The organism is Candidatus Poriferisocius sp., assembly GCF_965219775.1.
In the GTDB taxonomy this organism is placed as follows: Bacteria; Actinomycetota; Acidimicrobiia; order Acidimicrobiales; family Bin134; genus Poriferisocius.
In genome coordinates, this window is record NZ_OZ244793.1 from 2851737 (window position 1) to 2869515 (window position 17779).

The 17779-nt window shown below is 66.7% G+C and carries 18 protein-coding genes; 7 read left to right on the forward strand and 11 right to left on the reverse strand.

Features of this window, described 5'->3' with window-relative positions:
* Positions 1-50: 50 nt before the first annotated feature.
* Positions 51-1466, reverse strand: a complete 1416-nt coding sequence (locus ACOQPQ_RS12870) for a PQQ-dependent sugar dehydrogenase (RefSeq protein ID WP_420639823.1) — start codon at positions 1464-1466, stop codon at positions 51-53.
* 10 nt (positions 1467-1476) lie between these two features.
* Entirely contained in the window at positions 1477-2322 is an 846-nt protein-coding gene (locus ACOQPQ_RS12875) for an acyl-CoA thioesterase (protein ID WP_420639824.1), read from the reverse strand.
* A gap of 88 nt (positions 2323-2410) precedes the next feature.
* Here ACOQPQ_RS12875 and ACOQPQ_RS12880 point away from each other — a divergent pair, with 88 nt between their 5' ends.
* The 3 genes from ACOQPQ_RS12880 to ACOQPQ_RS12890 are packed head-to-tail and all read left to right on the forward strand — an operon-like array spanning position 2411 to position 4733.
* Positions 2411-2908, forward strand: a complete 498-nt coding sequence (locus ACOQPQ_RS12880) for a GtrA family protein (RefSeq protein WP_420639825.1) — start codon at positions 2411-2413, stop codon at positions 2906-2908.
* Complete coding sequence (locus ACOQPQ_RS12885; RefSeq protein ID WP_420640409.1) at positions 2880-3509, forward strand: class I SAM-dependent methyltransferase; 630 nt, start codon at positions 2880-2882, stop codon at positions 3507-3509. Before ACOQPQ_RS12880 ends, ACOQPQ_RS12885 begins: the two co-directional genes overlap by 29 nt.
* Positions 3510-3551: 42 nt before the next feature.
* Positions 3552-4733 (forward strand): DUF1214 domain-containing protein, encoded by a 1182-nt coding sequence (locus ACOQPQ_RS12890; protein ID WP_420639826.1) that lies wholly within the window; start codon positions 3552-3554, stop codon positions 4731-4733.
* Here ACOQPQ_RS12890 and ACOQPQ_RS12895 read toward each other — a convergent pair.
* Positions 4730-5176: a very short patch repair endonuclease gene (locus ACOQPQ_RS12895; RefSeq protein WP_420639827.1), complete on the reverse strand. Its 447-nt coding sequence runs from the start codon at positions 5174-5176 to the stop codon at positions 4730-4732. The two genes, ACOQPQ_RS12890 and ACOQPQ_RS12895, sit on opposite strands and share 4 nt — an antisense overlap.
* A gap of 378 nt (positions 5177-5554) precedes the next feature.
* On the opposite strand from ACOQPQ_RS12895, the gene ACOQPQ_RS12900 reads away from it, so the two are divergent.
* Complete coding sequence (locus tag ACOQPQ_RS12900; RefSeq protein WP_420639828.1) at positions 5555-6472, forward strand: DNA cytosine methyltransferase; 918 nt, start codon at positions 5555-5557, stop codon at positions 6470-6472.
* A 33-nt stretch (positions 6473-6505) separates the two neighbouring features.
* On the forward strand, positions 6506-7237 hold the full coding sequence (locus tag ACOQPQ_RS12905; protein WP_420639829.1) for a hypothetical protein: 732 nt from the start codon (positions 6506-6508) through the stop codon (positions 7235-7237).
* Between the two features lie 183 nt (positions 7238-7420).
* Here ACOQPQ_RS12905 and ACOQPQ_RS12910 read toward each other — a convergent pair whose 3' ends face one another.
* The 5 genes from ACOQPQ_RS12910 to ACOQPQ_RS12930 all read right to left on the reverse strand — a co-directional run bounded on the left by ACOQPQ_RS12910 (position 7421) and on the right by ACOQPQ_RS12930 (position 12159).
* Positions 7421-7924: a cache domain-containing protein gene (locus tag ACOQPQ_RS12910; RefSeq protein ID WP_420639830.1), complete on the reverse strand. Its 504-nt coding sequence runs from the start codon at positions 7922-7924 to the stop codon at positions 7421-7423.
* A gap of 169 nt (positions 7925-8093) precedes the next feature.
* The gene (locus ACOQPQ_RS12915) at positions 8094-9173 is read right to left on the reverse strand and encodes a prenyltransferase (RefSeq protein ID WP_420639831.1); all 1080 of its coding nucleotides are present in this window, start codon (positions 9171-9173) and stop codon (positions 8094-8096) included.
* Positions 9160-9912: a class I SAM-dependent methyltransferase gene (locus ACOQPQ_RS12920; protein ID WP_420639832.1), complete on the reverse strand. Its 753-nt coding sequence runs from the start codon at positions 9910-9912 to the stop codon at positions 9160-9162. The genes ACOQPQ_RS12915 and ACOQPQ_RS12920 overlap by 14 nt, the downstream gene beginning before the upstream one ends.
* A 41-nt stretch (positions 9913-9953) precedes the next feature.
* The gene (locus ACOQPQ_RS12925; RefSeq protein ID WP_420639833.1) at positions 9954-11225 is read right to left on the reverse strand and encodes a glycosyltransferase family 4 protein; all 1272 of its coding nucleotides are present in this window, start codon (positions 11223-11225) and stop codon (positions 9954-9956) included.
* Positions 11226-11277: 52 nt separating this feature from the next.
* Complete coding sequence (locus tag ACOQPQ_RS12930; RefSeq protein WP_420639834.1) at positions 11278-12159, reverse strand: metallophosphoesterase family protein; 882 nt, start codon at positions 12157-12159, stop codon at positions 11278-11280.
* A 90-nt stretch (positions 12160-12249) separates the two neighbouring features.
* Here ACOQPQ_RS12930 and ACOQPQ_RS12935 point away from each other — a divergent pair, with 90 nt between their 5' ends.
* The gene (locus tag ACOQPQ_RS12935; protein ID WP_420640410.1) at positions 12250-13242 is read left to right on the forward strand and encodes an NIPSNAP family protein; all 993 of its coding nucleotides are present in this window, start codon (positions 12250-12252) and stop codon (positions 13240-13242) included.
* Between the two features lie 20 nt (positions 13243-13262).
* Positions 13263-13700 (forward strand): D-aminoacyl-tRNA deacylase, encoded by a 438-nt coding sequence (dtd, locus tag ACOQPQ_RS12940; RefSeq protein WP_420639835.1) that lies wholly within the window; start codon positions 13263-13265, stop codon positions 13698-13700.
* Here dtd and lnt read toward each other — a convergent pair.
* From lnt to hemE, 3 genes are all read right to left on the reverse strand, one after another.
* Positions 13684-15165, reverse strand: a complete 1482-nt coding sequence (gene lnt, locus ACOQPQ_RS12945; RefSeq protein ID WP_420639836.1) for an apolipoprotein N-acyltransferase — start codon at positions 15163-15165, stop codon at positions 13684-13686. The genes dtd and lnt overlap by 17 nt on opposite strands.
* A 63-nt stretch (positions 15166-15228) precedes the next feature.
* The gene (gene hemG / locus ACOQPQ_RS12950; RefSeq protein WP_420639837.1) at positions 15229-16563 is read right to left on the reverse strand and encodes a protoporphyrinogen oxidase; all 1335 of its coding nucleotides are present in this window, start codon (positions 16561-16563) and stop codon (positions 15229-15231) included.
* The gene (hemE, locus tag ACOQPQ_RS12955) at positions 16560-17669 is read right to left on the reverse strand and encodes a uroporphyrinogen decarboxylase (RefSeq protein ID WP_420639838.1); all 1110 of its coding nucleotides are present in this window, start codon (positions 17667-17669) and stop codon (positions 16560-16562) included. Before hemE ends, hemG begins: the two co-directional genes overlap by 4 nt.
* Between the last annotated feature and the right edge of the window lie 110 nt (positions 17670-17779).

The following is a 17779-nucleotide window of genomic DNA, read 5'->3' on the forward strand; positions in this document are numbered from 1 at the left end:
CCCCTGATTGCTTCCGCCCCCCATCCGGCAACCACGGCTGGTGGGGTTGGTCAGGGGCTCGGGTCGAGGCGGTAGACGGTGTCGTCGAAGCTGAGCACGTAGAGTTCGCCCGCGTTGTCCTCGGCGAAAGAGACCAGCGTGGCCTGGGGCACCGACACCCCCAGTTCGATTCGGGTGACCAGGCCCGCGTCGTCGAGGTTCAGACCCCACAAGCGGCCCGCACAGAAGTCCCCGAATACGTAGGTGCCCGCCAGGGCGGGGATGGCCGAACCGCGGTACACGTGGCCGCCGGTGATCGAACAGCCGTCGTCTCGGCCGTACACGTAGACCGGAAAGGCCAGGTCGTCAGGGGTGGCGATGCCCGAGAACCGCTCTTCCCCCTCGAACAGCGGCCAGCCCAGGTTGGCGCCCGGCGTCCATCCTTGGTCGGCGGCCAGCACGTGGACTTCTTCCCACCGGTTCTGCCCCACGTCGGCGATCCACAGGTCGTCGGTGGCCCGGTCGAAGGAGAATCGCCACGGGTTGCGGGCCCCGTAGGCCCAGATCTCCGCCCTTCCGCCACCGTCCGCAAAGGGGTTGTCGGGAGGAATGACGTAATTCGTACCGTCATCGGTGTCGACGTCAACCCGCAGGATGGCGCCCAGAATGCTGTCGCGGTCCTGGCCGTGGCTGAACATGTCGTTGGATCCGCCGCCGTCGCCCAAGCCCACCCAGAGGTAGCCGTCGGGGCCGAAGGTGATCTGGCCGCCGTTGTGGTTGCAGGCCGGTTGCCGAGCGCTGAGCACGGTCCGCACCTGGTCCTGCTGGATCCCCTGCCCGCTCATTGGGTAGGCCACGATGCGGGTGTCGCCGGAGCGATCGGTGTAGTGGGCGTAGAACGTCGAGCCGTCCGCGGAGAAGGCGATGTCCAGCAATCCGTTTTCGCACCCCGTGTTGGTGGCGTTGCCGAGGTCCAGCACCAACTCGGGCGGTTCGTCCTGGTCGGCGGTCAACAGCCACACCTCGCCCGCTCGGGTGGCCACGTAGAGGTCGCCCCGGCTGCTGCCGGTTCCCGGTCGGGCCACCAGGTCTATGGGGTCGGGCCGAGAGATCACCGGGGTCAACACCATGGCCGGTGGCCCGGCGCTTGGGTCGGTGTTTTCGCCGGTTTGGCCGTTGCCGTCTGTGTTGGTGGGGGTGTCGGCGTCTGGTGGGGTTCCCGCGGTGGGTGGTGGTAGGGAAAGGGAGTCGTTCGTACCGTCCTCGGGCAACGGGCCGGGCGTGCTCGACGTTCCGGTCGCAGACGGGGTGGCCGACTCGGTGGACCCCGGGGTGACGGTCGCGGTTCCGGTGGCAGCCACTGTTCCCGTGGCGTAGGCCGTGCCTTGTTCGAACTCGTCGTCCCGGTCGTCATCCCCGCCGCCGCAGGCAACGGCGATGAGGCAGCAGCCGACCAGCACGGCTAGTGCTCGCACCGAGAACTTCATCGTTGCTCCGTCATGGACCGGACCGCAGCGGTCGCATGAGGCCTTCCTGCACCACCGAGGCCACCAAGTCGCCGGAGCGGCTCCACGCGGTACCCCAGGCCAGGCCCCGCGCGTTGGAGGCCGAGTTGGACACCTGGTCGAGAAAGATCCACTCGTCCATGCGCAGGGGCCGGTGGAACCACATGGCGTGGTCCAGGCTGGCCATCTGGATGTCCACCTCGCTGCCCCGGATCGGGTGGGGCTGGGTGGCGGTGTCGAGCACGGTGAGGTCACTGGCGTAGGTGAACATGCAGGTGTGGAGCACGGGATCGTCGGGCAGGGTTCCCGTGGCCCGCAGCCACACCTGCAACCGGGGCTCACGCCGTTGGCCACGCTGGGTCGGCGGCGTGGTCACGTAGCGCAGTTCGATGGGCCGCTTCATGCGGCCTTCGTCGTCCACCGGGAATCCGGGCCACACGAAGGGTTCGATCTCCTCGGGGTCGGGAACGCCGGCGGGGATGTCCGTTTGGTGTTCGAAGCCGGCTTCCGGGCGCTGGAAGGAGGCGGACATGGCGAAGATGGGGTGGCCGTGCTGAATGGTGGTCACCCGACGGGTGGTGAACGACCGGCCGTCGCGCACCCGCTCCACCAGGTACACCAGGGGAGCCGACGGGTCGCCGGGGCGCAGGAAGTAGGCCTGGAGGCTGTGGACCGAGCGGCCCTCCACCGTGCGGGCGGCGGCCACCAGGGCCTGGCCGGCCACCTGGCCGCCGAACACCCGCTGGCGGTCCTCTTGGGGGCTGACCCCGCGGAAGATGTCCTTCTCGATGGGCTCCAGATCCAACAGCTCGATGAGACCGTCTACTTCCGACTGCATGACCGACTGATACTACCCCCGCCACTGGGCGATTCGGCCTTGCCTGTCGGCCATTTCGCACCTACCTCGGCTACGATGATCTCTCCCCATGCCGCTTCTTGTCACGGTCCGCGCCCACGTGGTGGACAACTGGCCCCGCCTGCTGCGCTATTGCGGTACGTCGGCGGTGGGGGTGCTGTTGGGGCAGACCATTCTGCGGGTGGGTTACGACCTGTTCGGCTGGTCGGGGTTGGTGTCCAACCTGGTGGCCTTCTTGATCGCCAACATCCCCGTGTACCACCTGAACCGCTCGTGGGTCTGGGATCGCTACGGCCGAAGCCGGTGGGGGCGAGAGGTGCTGCCCTTCTGGCTGGTGTCGGTGGCCGGACTGGCGCTTTCGTCGCTCACCGTGGGCCTGGTGGACTACCGCACCGACAACGGTTGGTTCATCACCGCGGCCTCGGTGGGGGCGTTCGGCACGGTGTGGCTGGTGAAGTATGCGGTATGCGACCGATTCCTGTTCGGACCGCCCCAGGAGAGCGATCACCCCGCCGAGCACACGCGAGAGACGGCAGATGATGGACCCCGGTCGGCGGGCGTTCGCTGAGGCCGCCCGGGGGTTCATGCCCCCCGACGAGGGGTTGGCTCTGCACGCGGCGGCGTGTGAGTTGAACGTGGACGGGCCGCTGTTGGAGGTGGGCAGCTACTGCGGCAAGTCGTCGGTGTATCTGGGCGACGCCGCCCGGGCCCAGGGGCGGCTGCTGTTCGCCGTGGATCATCACCGGGGCTCGGAGGAGAACCAGCCCGGCTGGGAGTGGCACGAGCCCGACCTGGTGGACCCCGAGGTGGGCTTGATCGACACCCTGCCCCATTTCCGTCGCACTGTTCATCAGGCCGGACTGGAGCCGTGGGTGGTGGCCCTGGTGGGCGACTCGGTGGCCATTGCCCGGAACTGGTCCACCCCGCTGGCCTTCTTGTTCATCGACGGAGGACACGGCACCGAGCCGGCCCACGCCGACTACGAACACTGGGTGCCGCACCTGGCCGTGGGGGGCCGGCTGGCCATCCACGACGTGTTTCCCGATCCGGCCGACGGCGGCCGCCCGCCCTATGAGATCTACTGCCGGGCCATGGGCACGGGGGCTTTTGCCGAACAGCCCGCCACCGGATCCCTGCGGGTGCTGACCCGCACGGCCCCCGGCATCTGAGTCGCCCCCGGCCTCTCTGCGACACACCACTAGCGTGGCCCCATGGACCATGAGCAGCGGCTGATATCGGGCGAGGCTTGGCGGGATTTCTGCCGTCGTCTGGAGGCGGCCGGCGACCGCTTGCTGGGCGACGACTTTCCCGCCGGGGCGGGGGATCGGGCCGAGGGCTACCGCCACCTGACCCGGCTACTCATGCAGGGCTTGCTGGAGCAAGTGGAGATGTCCGACCGGGACTTCCCGGTCATGTACCGCCACAACGACGATGTCATGCGCTGGGGTGGCCCCAACGTGGACAACACCTACTGGCGAGCCAAGGTCTCCGCCGAGCACACCTACCGAATCACCGGATGGCTACCGCCGGGGGCACTCTTCGTGATCCAGAGCCCCCACGGGGAAATGCACCAGAACCAACTGGGCATGTGCGCCGAACGATCCGACCAGGACTTCGCCGTCGAAGCCGACGGCAGTTTCTCGTTCGTGGCCAGTGCCACCCCCCACGAAGGCAACTGGCTGCCCATCGACGAGCACACCGACCACATCTCCATTCGGGAGTACAACGTGGACTGGGCCGCCGACGCACCGGGGCGGTTCCACATCGAACGGGTGGGGAGCGAGGGGCAGTGTCCCGCGCCCCTGAGTGCGGCCGGGTTGGCGGCCAACCTGGAACGGGCGCTGGACTGGGCCGAGGACGCCCTGGTGTTCTGGAATCAGTGGATGGAGCGGAGCCGGGTGGCGGCCCCGCCCAACGTGTTCTTCGGCCCCCATGCGGTGCCCGGCGGGGCCGCGGCCATCGGCTACGGGGGCTGCTCCTACCAGCTCGGCCCCGACGAAGCCCTGGTTGTCACCTGCGACGTGCCCGAGGCCCGCTACTGGTCGTTCATGGTCTACAGCTACGCCTGGTTCGAGTCGCTGGACTTCGCCAACCGCACGGTGAGCCTGAACAATGCCCAGATCGCCACCGACCCCGACGGTCGCTTCCGCATCGTGGTGGCCCACGCCGATCCCGGGATCCAGAACTGGCTCGAAACCGAGGGCCGCTCCGAAGCCCTCATCTCCTACCGATGGGTGCTCAGCACCACCATGCCCACCCCCGAGGCCCAGGTCGTGCCCCTGGCCGACGTCGACCGCCACCTCCCCGAGTCCACCGTCCGCCTCACCCCCACCCAACGAGCCCAACAGATCGCCGTCCGCCGCCAATCCCGATCCCACCGCTTCCGCAGCTAACCCGCTGAGTCCTGCCCAAGTGCGTCGCGAACAGTCTGTTCAATGGCCTTGGCCGCCTTCTCGGGATTCTCATGCTCCCAAAATCGAAGAACAGTCCAGCCTGACTGTTGGAGGCAAGCGTCGGTGTCCCGGTCGCGAGCGATGTTGCCGGCGATCTTTGCCGACCAGTACTCGGAATTCGTGGATGGCTGGGTGTGGTGTTCAGGACAACCGTGCCAGTAGCAGCCGTCAACGAACACTGCGATCTTGGCCTTGCGAAACACCAGGTCGGCAGTCCGCCGCAAGTCGGGCAGCGGGCGTGTGGACACCCGGTAGCGCAGGCCTCGGCGATGCACTGCCGAGCGAACGGCGAGTTCCGGCTTCGTGTCCCGGCTGCGGTTCCCCTGCATCGACCGCCGCGTCGCCTCCGACGACGCCCACGAACCACTGCTCCTCTGGCCCACGCTGTGATGCTACCTCCAGTCCTTGCGACGGCCTCGATGGCTGCTACTACCAACGAACACAGTGGCAACCCGCAAGCCCATCTCTGACTGGAGGTCTCTAAGGAGGCATGCAGCAAGCCAGCGGCAAGTACCAGTCTGGGGCCACTGTCACCCCCGGCGGTACTATTGCCCATGGCGGCTAGCTTCTCGCTGGCTCCACTATCGGCCAGTGGCACCCCCAGTGGGGAGGTGCTGCACCCATGGTCCACCACATCATTACGAAGTCATGTTATGGTCACCAATCATGCCCAACAGCCCACCAGCGGTGAGCAGCTTCAACTCATGACGATCACTTCTACCGCTCCCCTTCAGAGCACGGCACCCCTACCCTCGGATGCCTTGGTCAACACGCAGAGAATCGCAACCTTTGCTGATCTTTTCTGTGGTATTGGGGGATTCCACTATGCGGCCAGTTCATTGGGCCTTGCATGTGTCTTTGCTTGTGATATTGACAAGCATGCGGCGCGACAGTATGAACACAATTTTGGAGTCAAGCCTGCTGGCGACATAACAGAATTAGAAGTGAGTCAGATTCCTGACCATGACCTACTGTTCGCCGGTTTTCCATGTCAGCCCTTCTCAATCATTGGAAGCCGTGCAGGCATGTCTGATAGTCGAGGCACTCTCATATATGAGGTGATTCGAATCCTACATGCCAAGCAACCGAGCGCATTTGTTTTAGAGAATGTGAGACAACTTGTTACAATAGAGCAGGGTGCTACCCTAAACAAGGTAATTCTAGAACTTGAGCATGCAGGGTATGTCTGTGATTGGAGAGTGCTCAACGCTCTGGACTTCGGACTTCCCCAAAGGCGTGAGAGAGTCATAATTGTGGGATTCAAAGACACACTATATCAAGACTTTATGTGGCCAACTGGTACAGCAGCGATGAAATCACTGTCTGAAATTCTAGAAGCAGACCCCCACCCCAAATATTTTGCAAGTAAGCGCATCCGAGACAGTCGTCATAGAAAACATACTGCCGAGTTTTATCCCTCAATATGGCATGAGAACAAGTCAGGCAACATTAGTAGCCACCCGTATTCTTGTGCACTTAGGGCAGGAGCCTCATACAACTACCTCTTGGTCAATGGCGAGCGACGGTTGACACCTCGTGAACAATTGAGATTGCAAGGGTTTCCAGATAGCTTTGAGATCATTTGCAACGATAGCCAGGTGCGCAAGCAAGCTGGGAATGCAGTTCCAATTCCAATGGTTCAGGCTGTGATCCGCGCAGTTAAGGAGGCTCTAAATTGATTACAATGCACATGAATGTAGGGTAAGCTAGTCATGGACAAGCCAAGACTGCGCAAAGCGCGGTACGCTCATGCTGAGCCCTACCAGATTGGAGAGATTCCAGATAGCCTACTAACTGCCATGGCTCGACTGCTTGTCCACAAGAAAGTGGCCAAGGCTAGAGACATTAGTGGAGATGAATTTGGCGATATTTTTGCGGAAGCTGTTGAGGGGATACACTACTCGAGCCCAATAGGAATCGTAGACGTAGCCAAAGAGTCTATCGGGTGGTCTATCAAGACTGTGAAGAGGCCAAACCCATACACGGTTACAAGTGTTCGGCTCATATCTGGAAGGAACTCCCCCGACTACTCATTTAGCATATCTGACCCCAGAGCCGATATTATGCAGACAGGGAGGGCTGTGCTCCGCATTTGGAATGAACGTGTCGAGCAATCTCGCAATGAGTTCTCGCAACTTAGGTCGTTTGTGCTTGTTCGGAACTTTGATGCACTGACCTTCCTTGCATTTGAAACAGAATTATCGGCCTTTGATTTGGATGGAGTTTACTGGACCACCAATCAGTCAGATAACCTGGAGGGGATAGATAACCATCATGGCACCAAGAGATTTGTTTGGCAACCACATGGATCCCAATTCACCATTGTGGAAACTGTTCCAGAGTCTGCACGTCGCTTTCGGATTGAACACGAGATAGAGGAAGTCAGCGTTGAAGATCTCCTGGCACTAATTGACTATGACGATAGTTGGGTCATCTGCGAGTGATAAGCGGCTCTACACATTGATTCTGTGATGCCGAGTTCGGATCTTTGTGATGGGTTGCTTTTGGCTGGATCGCTCATTCAGCTAGTTCGCGCTCCATCTGCGTGACCGGCCAAACGGAGAACGTCGCCTGGGAGGGGCTGAGGTGGTTTGGGGTTTAGGAGCTGTGAGGAGTGGATGGGGGAGCTAGTTGGATTCGTACCAGCCGGAGGCTATGAGGATGTCGTCTCGTCTGACGATCCAGGTGTGTTTGGTCTCCCACCCCCCGCTCTGGGGGTTGAGATAGTGGTAGTCCACCCACTTGCCTGTCTCGGTGGCGGTCACCATCTCCTCTTCTGTTGCCAGCGCTTCGGCGGTGCCACCGAGTATTTCGCCGGTGGTCATGCCCACGTTCTCGGGAACGGTGGGATGGGCCAGCACCACGCCATTGAGATCGAGAACGAATGTGTACCACTGACCGTCGGAACCGGCCTCGTTGTTGAAGTGGTCAATGGAGGCCTGTCGCCCGGTCTGCTCAAACCGGTCAACCGCCTGCTGCACGAACCACTTGGTGTACGCGTCCCGCTCGGTCTTGGGGGGCGGTTGGGTGCTCCCCCCGTCATCGTCGTTGCCGCACGCGGTCAGTCCGCCGAGCAGAAGGACCACCGTGGCCAATGCGGCGACGAACGCAAGGCGTCGATGTCCACGCATGCGAATCACCATCCTGTTCTCTGTGCCTAACTGGCTCAGGGTACTAGCGATTTCGGCAAGGCGGTCGCCGACCGCGAGGCGATCGGCGCGGCCTGTGCACTGACGGATTGGGCTTCGACGTCGCCGCGCACCCAACGGAAATCGCCTGCCGGCCGTGCTCGACGGGGGGTCAGGTGATGGAGATGAGTTCGGGGAGGGCTTGGTGGTCGGCGAACAGGCTCGCGGTGGGGGAGGTGCCGGCAAGGGCGTCGGCGGCCAGTATCACGGCCGCCGCGGTGTAGGTCGTGCGTTCTTTCGCCGGGAAGTGGGTCCGCTCGGGGTGGACCATGCCGGTGAAGTAGGCGCCGTCCGGGGCGCGCAGATCCTGAATCCACTCGAACATCTCGGCGGCGATGTCCCTTCGGCCCACGCTCAGGTAGGCCATCAGACACTCGCAGGTCTCCGCCGCGGTGACCCACGGCTTGTCGGACACGCAGCGCACGCCGAGACCGTCCATCACGAATCTGTCGTAACGGGAGGCCAGCACGGCCCGGCCTGCCTCTCCGGTCACCACCCCGGCCAGTACGGGGTAGTACCAGTCCATGGCCCAGCGGTGCTTGGGGGCAAAGGCGTCGGGCTGGTGGCGGATCACGTCGACCAGACGGGCCGCGCTCAACTCCCAATCGGGCCGCTCACGTTCCAGTTCCTCGCCGATGGCGATGGCCGCCCGCAGGCTGTGGCTGATGCTGGACGATCCGGTCAACAGGGCGAACGACCAGGGGGTGCCGTCGATGTGGCGGGCCCACCGAATCTCTCCTCGGGGGAGCTGCAGGTCGAGCACGAAGTCCACCGCCTGCTCCACCACCGGCCACATCGCCTCCAGGAAACTCCGGTCGCCGGTACACAGGAAGTGGTGCCACACCCCCGTGGCCACGTAGGCCACGCAGTTAGCGTCCAGCTTGTCCTGCTCCACGCTGTCGGCCAGGTAGTACTGGTGCCAGGCGCCGTCGGGGCGCTGGCGATCGACCAGCCACTGGTAGGCCCGCTCGGCCTCGGCCCGGCGACCCATGACGGCGAGGGCCATGGCCGCTTCCACGTGGTTCCACGGGTCGGCGTGGCCGCCGGGGAACCAGGGGATCATGCCGTTGGGCAACTGCCAGGCGGCGATGCTGTCGGCTGTTTCCTCCAGCTCGGATGCCGACAACACGCCGGCCACACAAGGCCCGACGAGTTCGGTCTCCTGGTGGTCTTGGGATTCAGGCGGCGACATGCTCGGTCTCCCCTGGACGTGTCGATCCTGGCTTTCGGCTGTAGAGAACCAGGCTCTTGCCCAGCACCGGACTCAGGACCCGTTCGGCAATTCGGGTGATTTTCGGTTGGCGAACAATATCCCATTCCAAAAGCCGCCGGTAAGCCGCGACCAGGCGGTGGTCGTCCCGGTTGGGACCGACCGCGCACCGCAGCCACCAATAGGGGCTGTGCAGAGCGTGGGCGTGATGGCCGAAGAAGGGGGCCAGCCCGGCCCGGCGCAGGCGGCGGCGGAGATCGCCCCGGCGGTAGATGCGCACGTGGCCTCCCACCGCCTTGGGGGCGTGGTACTCGTCGGACAGCGCCCAGCACACCTTCTCGGGAAACCAGGTGGGCACGGTCACGGCCAGCACCCCGCCGGGCCGCAGGACCCTGGTCAACTCACCCAGCGCGGCCTGGTCGGAGTCCACGTGTTCCAGCACCTCGGAGGCGATGACGCGGTCGAACGATTCGTCCGGGAAGGGTAATCGGGTGGCGTCGCCCCGGACCGCCTGGCAGGAACCGTGGTACTCCTCACCGGCCTCGTCCATGGCCGCCAGCGTGGCCCGAACCTGAGCCAATTCGACCGCCGCCAGGTCGCAGGCCACGACGTGGGCCCCCTGCCGGGCGGCCTCGTAGGCGTGACGTCCGAACCCGCACCCCAGGTCCAGCAACCGCTCTCCCGGTTGCACGCCCAAACGGCGATAGTCAACGGTCAACACGGTGCGTCGAATGCCTCGGAATCGTCCAGGGGCGGCCGGGGCTAGGGGCTCGGGCTGGGCGGCTGGTCGGCCAGCAGCGCCCGATAGTGCTGCACCGTCTGCTCGGCGGTGTGGCGCCAACTCCAGCGGCTGATGACCCGCTCCCGCCCGGCGGCGCCGATGCGGGCCGCCATGGCCGGGTCGTCCAGCACCCGGCCCAATGCCCCGGCCAGCGCCTCGCTGTCGCCGGGGGGCACCAGCAGGCAGGTCTCGCCGTCGGTACCGGCCACCTCGGGGAGCGCCCCGCCGGTGGTGGCCACCAGCGGGGTGCCGGCGCTCATGGCCTCGATGGCCGGCAGCGAAAATCCCTCGTAGAGCGACGGCACCACCGCCGCCGAACTGGTGGCGTACAACTCCACGATGCGCTGGTCGGGCACCCCGGAAATGAACTCCACCACGTGGCCCAGGCCGAGGCTGTCGATGGCCTTGGCCGACCCGCCCCCCAGACGGGGGGTGCCGATGACCACCAGCCGCACGTCCCGTTCGGTGCGCAGCTTGGCCACCGCCTCCAGCAAATGGCGCAGGCCCTTCATGGGTACGTCGGCGCTGGCGGTGGTGATGATCTGCTGCGGGTGCCGGTCCACGCTGGGCAGGGGGCGGAACAACTCGGGATCCACCCCCACCGGCACCACGTGCATGCGGTCCTTGGGCACTTTCTGGTCGCGGGCGATGTCGTCCCGGGATGACTCCGACACGGTGATGATGCGCTGCAGTCGGCGGGCCACCCGGGCCTGCATCCGGGTGAAGGAGTACCAGCGCCGCTTGCCCAGCCGCTCCAGCGCCCCTTGGGCGTGCTGGAGTTCGAGCTGGCGGTCCACGGTGATGGGGTGGTGGATGGTGCCCAGCACGGGCAACCCGGCCCGCTCGATGGCCAGCAAGCCGTAGCCCAGCGACTGGTTGTCGTGGACAAGATCGAAATCCCCCAGGCGGGAGCGCAGCAACTGCCACGCCCGGATGGAGAAGGCCAGCGGTTCGGAAAACGCACCGGTGGTGAACGAGGCCACCTCGGTGGCGTCGGCCCACGACTTGATCTCCCAGAATCCGGGAAACCGTCCGGGAAAGGCGTCGTTGAAGATGTCCAGACTGGGGAGACGATGCAGCGGGACCCGCTCGTCCAGCACCGGGTAGGGCTGCCCGCTCAGCACCTCCACGTGGTGGCCGAGGTCCACCAGCGCCTTGCTGAGTTGATGGACGTACACCCCTTGGCCGCCGCAGTGGGGTTTGCCCCGATACGTCAACAGGGCGATCCGAAGCGGTCGAGCGTCCTCAGCCATCACGTGCAAGATTCCAAGACTGGGCCCCGCCGGTCAAGTGGAGCACCCCTTGTCACCCCGAGGGGCCCTGTTCGGCGGCCATCTGGGCCTTCATGTCCTCGTAGCTGATCTCGCCCGTGAGCACGCGCCGGCCGATCTCGGGAAGCGGGGCGCTCGGCCAACGGTCCTCGGCCACCAGGTGGGCCTCGCTGTTGACGGTGCCGTCGTCGAAGAACTCGTAGGTGCGGTAGCCCGGAGGAAGGGTGGCGAACTCCTGCAGGTTCAGGTTGACCGAAAGCGACGGGCACTGGTGGATGGGACGCCCCCCGCACTCATGGATCGTGTTGGTGTGGGTATGGCCGGCACCCACCCCGGCGATGGTGGGGGCCATGTCCACCAGGCGGGCAAATTCTGCGTCGTGGTCCGGCTTGTGAAAGAAGCCGAAAGCACCCGGCGGATGATGGGTCCACACGAAGGCATGGTCGGCATCGCTGTGTTCGATGGTGGCGGCCATCCACGCCACCTCCGCATCCCCGAAGGAGCCGTGGGCATGGGTGCGATCCTCACGGTCCACCAGCGAGCCGTCGGGTTGCCGCTCCTTTCCGTCGGCATTGGAGTCGGCGAACAGGAACAGCCACGTCCCGACCCGCAACGTGCGCCGGTTGCTCACTCCCGGTCGGGGCAGGATGGCGTGAAACGGCACCTGACGATCGTGGTTGCCGGGCACGATCACGGCGGGCACCGGGAGGCGTTCCAGCTTCTCGGCGATCTTCCGGTACTCGGCCTCGGTCCCGTTGTCCGCGATGTCCCCGGTGATCACCACCAGGTCGGAGGTTGGCCGATCCGAACCGAACGCATCGGCGAACACCGCATCCCAGGTGTCGTCGGTATTGCGGGACTCGGCCTGCGGATCGGTACAGAAGTGCATGTCCGAAAACTGGGTGACACGAAACACACCCCGAGTATCCCAAATCCGCCGCCGCAAGGCCATGGCGCCCTTCCCGGTGGCGGATCGGGTTCGACTACCGTTGGGGCCGTGGCCAGCATGATCCGTCGGTTCTACGTGCTTCCGTTGATGCCCGGTGTGCCCGAGGCAAGAGTGCAGGAGATGATCGACGTGCTGAGCGCGGCCGATCGCTTCATCCCCGGCTTGTCGGATTCCTCCGCCGGCTGGGATCACGATGCGGGCACCGTGGTCTGGGAAAACACCTTTGTGGACGAGGCCAGCTACTCCGGCCCCTACATGGTGCACCCCTACCACATCGGGGCCATCGACAACTACGTCATGCCCGACAGCCCCGAGTGCATCACCGAGAACACCTACGCCACCCGCTACACCACGGCCGACGCCGCCCAACAAGTCCGAGGCGGCATCCGCAGGGTGCTGCTGCTGAACGCAGGCAGCGACGCCGACGCGTCGGCCGTCCAGGCCCTCGCCGCCCAACCCCAGGGCATGGCGGGCTCGGCGTTCGGTGCCGACGATGTGGGGTGGGTGTCGGCCAAGGGCCGGGCCTGGACCCATGTGTGGGAGCAGGCCTTCACCGATACGGCCCAATTGGAGGGCTACCTGGCCGGCTCGGACGGTAGGGCCTGCTCAAGTGTGGAGGGTCTGGCCGGTCTGGGCATCAACGTGGGTTCGCTGCAGATCTTCACGTGCCCGTTCGGACTGTCATCCGAAGAGCAGCAAGCGTCACCCCCGACGCCACCGGACACCACGCCGGTGCAGTACTCCATCACCGCCCGTATCGACCCCGCCGACGCCGACACCTACGTGGACCTGCTCGAACGGCACTACGACCGGTTCATGGAAGCAGGCGGCTGCCCCCTCGTGCATCGCGGGCGCACCGTCGACCAGGGGTACCTGGAGATCGAGGTCCATTCCACCTGGCGGATCGACTCCCTGGCTGCGTACAGCGACCTCCGGGCCACGACCATCGCCGACCCGAACTGGAAGGACTTCGTCGCCCGGGCCATGCCCCTGGTGCGGGGCGGGACCCGACGCTTCCATCGGGCGGCCGACCCTTCGACACTCCCGTAGCCCACCGGTAGGTTGAGCGGATGCGAGCGCTGGTGCAGCGGGCGGCGGAGGCCCGGGTCCGGGTGGACGGCGAGGTCATCGGGGAGATCGGGCCGGGTCTGTGCTGCTTGGTGGGGGTGACCCATGACGACGACGGCGCCACCGCCACCAAGCTGGCCGCCAAGCTGTGGAACCTGCGCATCTTCACCGACGAGAACGGGCACATGAACCGCTCGGTGGCCGACACCAGCGGTGAGGTGCTGGTGATCAGCCAGTTCACCCTCTACGGGGACACCAGCCGGGGTCGCCGACCCTCGTTTCTGGGAGCGGCCGCCCCTGATCAGGCTTCCGGGCTGATCGAGGAGTTGATTGCCGAACTGCGCCATCTGGGGGCCACGGTGGCCACCGGCTCCTTCGGGGCCATGATGGCCGTGGAGTTGGTCAACGACGGCCCGGTGACCCTCATGCTCGAAGTCTGATTGGCCGGCCGGTGGACCGGGCGTGGAAGCCCCAGGCCGTGGCCACCAAGGCCAACGCCAAGGCGATCATGGGCCAGGGACCCAGGTGGGTGGCCAGGGTGTGGCCGGTGCGCAGTTCGACGGGGGCCTGAATCACCTTCTGCTCGGAGACCCCGGTCCGTTGGTGCACGTTGCCGTCGGGGTCGATGAAGGCACTGAACCCGGTAGGGGCGGCTTGGGCCACCCACCGACCGGTCTCCATCGCCCGCAGCCGGGAACTGGCAATCTGCTGGGTCTGCACGATGGTGAGCCAGTAGCTGGACCCGTTGGTGGGGTTCAACAGCACCTGGCCGCCGTTGCCGATGGCGTCGCGGGCCCGATTCTCGAAGAAGATCTCCCAGCTTATGGACACTCCGAGGCGCCCGGCCGGGGAGTCCACCACCGCCGGGCCGGTGCCGGGGCGCATGTCCCGGACCGGCAACTCCTCGGGAGCCAGCGGCTCGATCAGCGAACGCAGCGGCACGTACTCCCCGAACGGCACCAGCCGGACCTTGTCGTAGCGGCCGACCTGGGTGCCATCGGGGGCGAACACTGCGGCGAAGTTGGCCGCCGCGGTGGCCGACACGTCCTCCACCACACCGGCCACCAAGGTGGCGTCGAGGACTCGGGCCAGTTGGGCAAGCCGGCGCTGCTGCTCGCTGCCCGCGAACAGACCGGGCACGTCCACCACGTCTTCGGGCCACACCACCAGATCCACCGGAGGCCTCACCTGCCGGCTGGCCTCCAGGTGCCGCTCGAACACCACCCGGGGGTCGGTGTTCACCGCCCGGGTGCGCTGCGGTCCACCCCCCTGGACCACGGCCACGTCGATGGTTCCGACCGCCGTTCCGGCGGGCGCCGCGGTGGCTGCCCCCCAGAACCCCCCGACCACCACCGCCAGCACCAAGCCGGCCCGCCATCGGCGCTCGACGGCCGCGGCGCCCACCATGGCCACCCCCACGACCACCCCCACCAACAGCAATGGGCCCAATAGCCGCACCGTGGTGGCCCACGGGCTGTCCACCTGGCTCATGGGCAGGGTGGCCAGCGGCACCCCGCCGAACGGCCACCGCCAGCGGATGGCCCCGGCCAGCACGAACAGGCCGGGGAGAGCGGCCCAACGATGCCGTCCCGGTGGACAGGCGGCTCCCACCAGGCCGTACAGCGCCGAGAACACCACCACCACCGCCAGGTAGCCGGGCGGGCTGAAGTCGACCATCCAGAAGGTGGCCGGAAACAGCCATCCCACCCCGAATCCGAACCCGCGCCAGAATCGCGCTCCCACCGGCTGGTCGGCCAGGAGGCGTTCCAACGCCACCAAACCGACCACCGCCAGCGGCCACCAGCCCCAGGGGGGCATTGACAGGGCCACCAGCCCACCCGCTCCCAGGGCGCCCGCCGCGGCCCAGCCACTGGTTCGGAGCCACCGCACCGCACGGGAGGTCATGGCCGGCTCACCAGGCCGGGGATGCCCATGCCCCGGCGAGCCGCAGACCGGGCGACGGTCGGCTCACCCGGCTGCCTCGGCTGCGTCCAAGGCCGTCTGGGCGGCGGTTCGGCCCTGGTGGATGCAGGCCGCCACCCCCAGGCCCCGCGCCCACGCCCCGGTCACCGTCAGCCACGGTGCGTCGCGGGCCACAGCCGACTCGATGTCGGCCACCAGTTCCAGGTGGCCAGGTCGGAACTGCGGCAGCGACCGTTCCCACCGGCTGATGCGCACGGCGTGGGGCTCGGCGCTCAGCCCCATGGTCACCCCCAGGTCGTCGCGCACCGCGTCGACCAACCCGTCGTCACTCAGGGTCATCGCCCGGTTGTCGCCGTGGCGACCGACCGACACTCGCAACACCACCGTGCCGTCCGAACCCACGTGGGCCCACTTGCTCGACGCCCACGAGCAGGCGGTGATGGTCCGCCCCTCCACCGCGGGCACCAGGTAGCCCGACCCGGCCACGGGGTGGTGGACATCATCGGCGGCGTAGGCCAACGACACCAACACCACCGAGGCGTACTCGATGCCGCCCAGCAACCCGGCCGCGGTGGGCGACACCCGGGCCACCATGGCGGCGGCCTCGGCGGCGGGGGCCGTGACTATCACCCGGTCGGCGTCCACGTGGCCCACGTCGGGCACCGCCGACGACAGCCGGAGCCGGTCGCCCAGCCGGTCGGCCAGCTCGTCGGACAACCGCGCCATGCCGCCGGGCAGGGTGTGAAACACCGGGGCTTCGGGATCGGTTGTCGCCGAGGCGGCCAGGTGAGTCAGCTCCCGAACCAGGCTGGGGCCACGGGCTGCGGCCTCGGCCAGTTGGGGCACGGCGGCCCGCACGCTCAGGTGGTCGATGGACGAGGCGTTGATGCCCCCGATCAATGGGTCGACCAGGCGGTCGGCCACCTCGTCGCCCAGCCGTCGGCGAACCAGCGCCCCCACCGCTTGGTCGCCGGTCAGCGGGGAACCGGCCAGATCCGGCTCTCGGCGGGCCCGGTCCACCCCGTCCGGCGAGACGATCCCCGAGGCGGCCAGGGCGTCGAAGTCCAGCGGAACCCCGAGCACGTTGGGCAGGGGCAACGTCCGTAGCGCCCCCCGGGAGTAGACGAAGGCCGACCGCTGGGCGGGCGACACCAACTCGGGGCCCAAGCCCAACTCCCGGCACAGCTCCACCGCCCACGGCACCCGGGCCAGAAACGCGTCGGGACCCTCGTCCACCGCCTGCCCGGCCAGCTCGGAGGTGAGCATCCGACCTCCGGCCCGGGGCGAGGCCTCGTACACCACCACCTCGGCGCCGGACCGGGCCGCCTCGTACCCCGCGGCCAGCCCCGTGATCCCGGCCCCTACTACCGCAATTCTCATGGAATGGGCCGATACCCGTGTACCTGCTCGACCACCTGCGCCAACACCTCGGGATCGGTCTCGGGCAGCACGCCATGGCCCAAGTTGAAAATGTGCCCCGGTCGCCCGGCGTTGCGGTCCAGCACGTCGGCCACCCGCTCGGCCACCACCGGTGGGGGGGCCAACACCGCGGCGGGATCCAAATTGCCCTGCACGGCCACGCCGGGCCCCAAACGGGCGCGGGCGTCGTCCAGATGCACCCGCCAGTCCACCCCCACCACGTCGGCCCCGGCTTGGGCCAACAGTTCCAACAGCTCGCCGGTGCCCACCCCGAAATGGATGCCCGGCGCGTCGGCCCGGTGGTCGGCCACCTCCGCGAACACCCGCCGGCTGGCGGGCAGCACGAACCGCTCGTAGTCGTGGGGGGCCAGAGCCCCGGCCCAGGAATCGAACAGTTGGAAGGCGGATGCCCCGGCGTCGAGCTGGGAGGTGATGGAGGCGATGGCCAGGTCGGCCAGCCGCTCGAGCAGGGCGGCCCACAGCACGGGGTCGCCGTACATCAGCGATTTGGTGAGGGCGTGCGTGCGAGACGGCCCCCCCTCCACCAGGTAAGAGGCCATGGTGAACGGGGCCCCGGCGAAGGCGATCAGCGGCACCTGGAGTTCGGCGACCAGGTTCCGGACGGTCTCCAGCACGTAGGGGGTGTCGGCCTCCGGGTCGAGGGGGCGCAGGCGAGCCAGGTCACGGGCCTCGCGGAACGGGTGCTCCACCACCGGTCCCACGCCGGGCACGATGTCCACCCCGAACCCGATGGCGTGGGTGGGCACCACGATGTCGGAGTACAAGATGGCGGCGTCCACCCCGTAGCGGCGCACCGGCTGCAGGGTGATCTCGGTGGCCACATCGGGGCGGGCAATGGTGTCCAGCATCGACCCCTCGCCCCGCAGCGCCCGGTACTCGGGCAGCGACCGCCCGGCCTGGCGCATGAACCACACCGGTACCCGTTCGGAGGGCAGCCCCCGACACGCCCGCACAAAGGGAAGGTCGGCAACGTCGCACCCGACAACCACGCCCAAACCGTACCGATCATCCCGGCGACTGGTGCCATCACCGAGGCGCAACCACATCCACCGGGAAAAGCCCTGGTCGCCCCGGTTGAATCCGGGCGGACTAGAATCAACTGTTTGCCGACATCGCATTGAGTCCGAGGAGCCTCCGATCCATCCCGATCACCTCG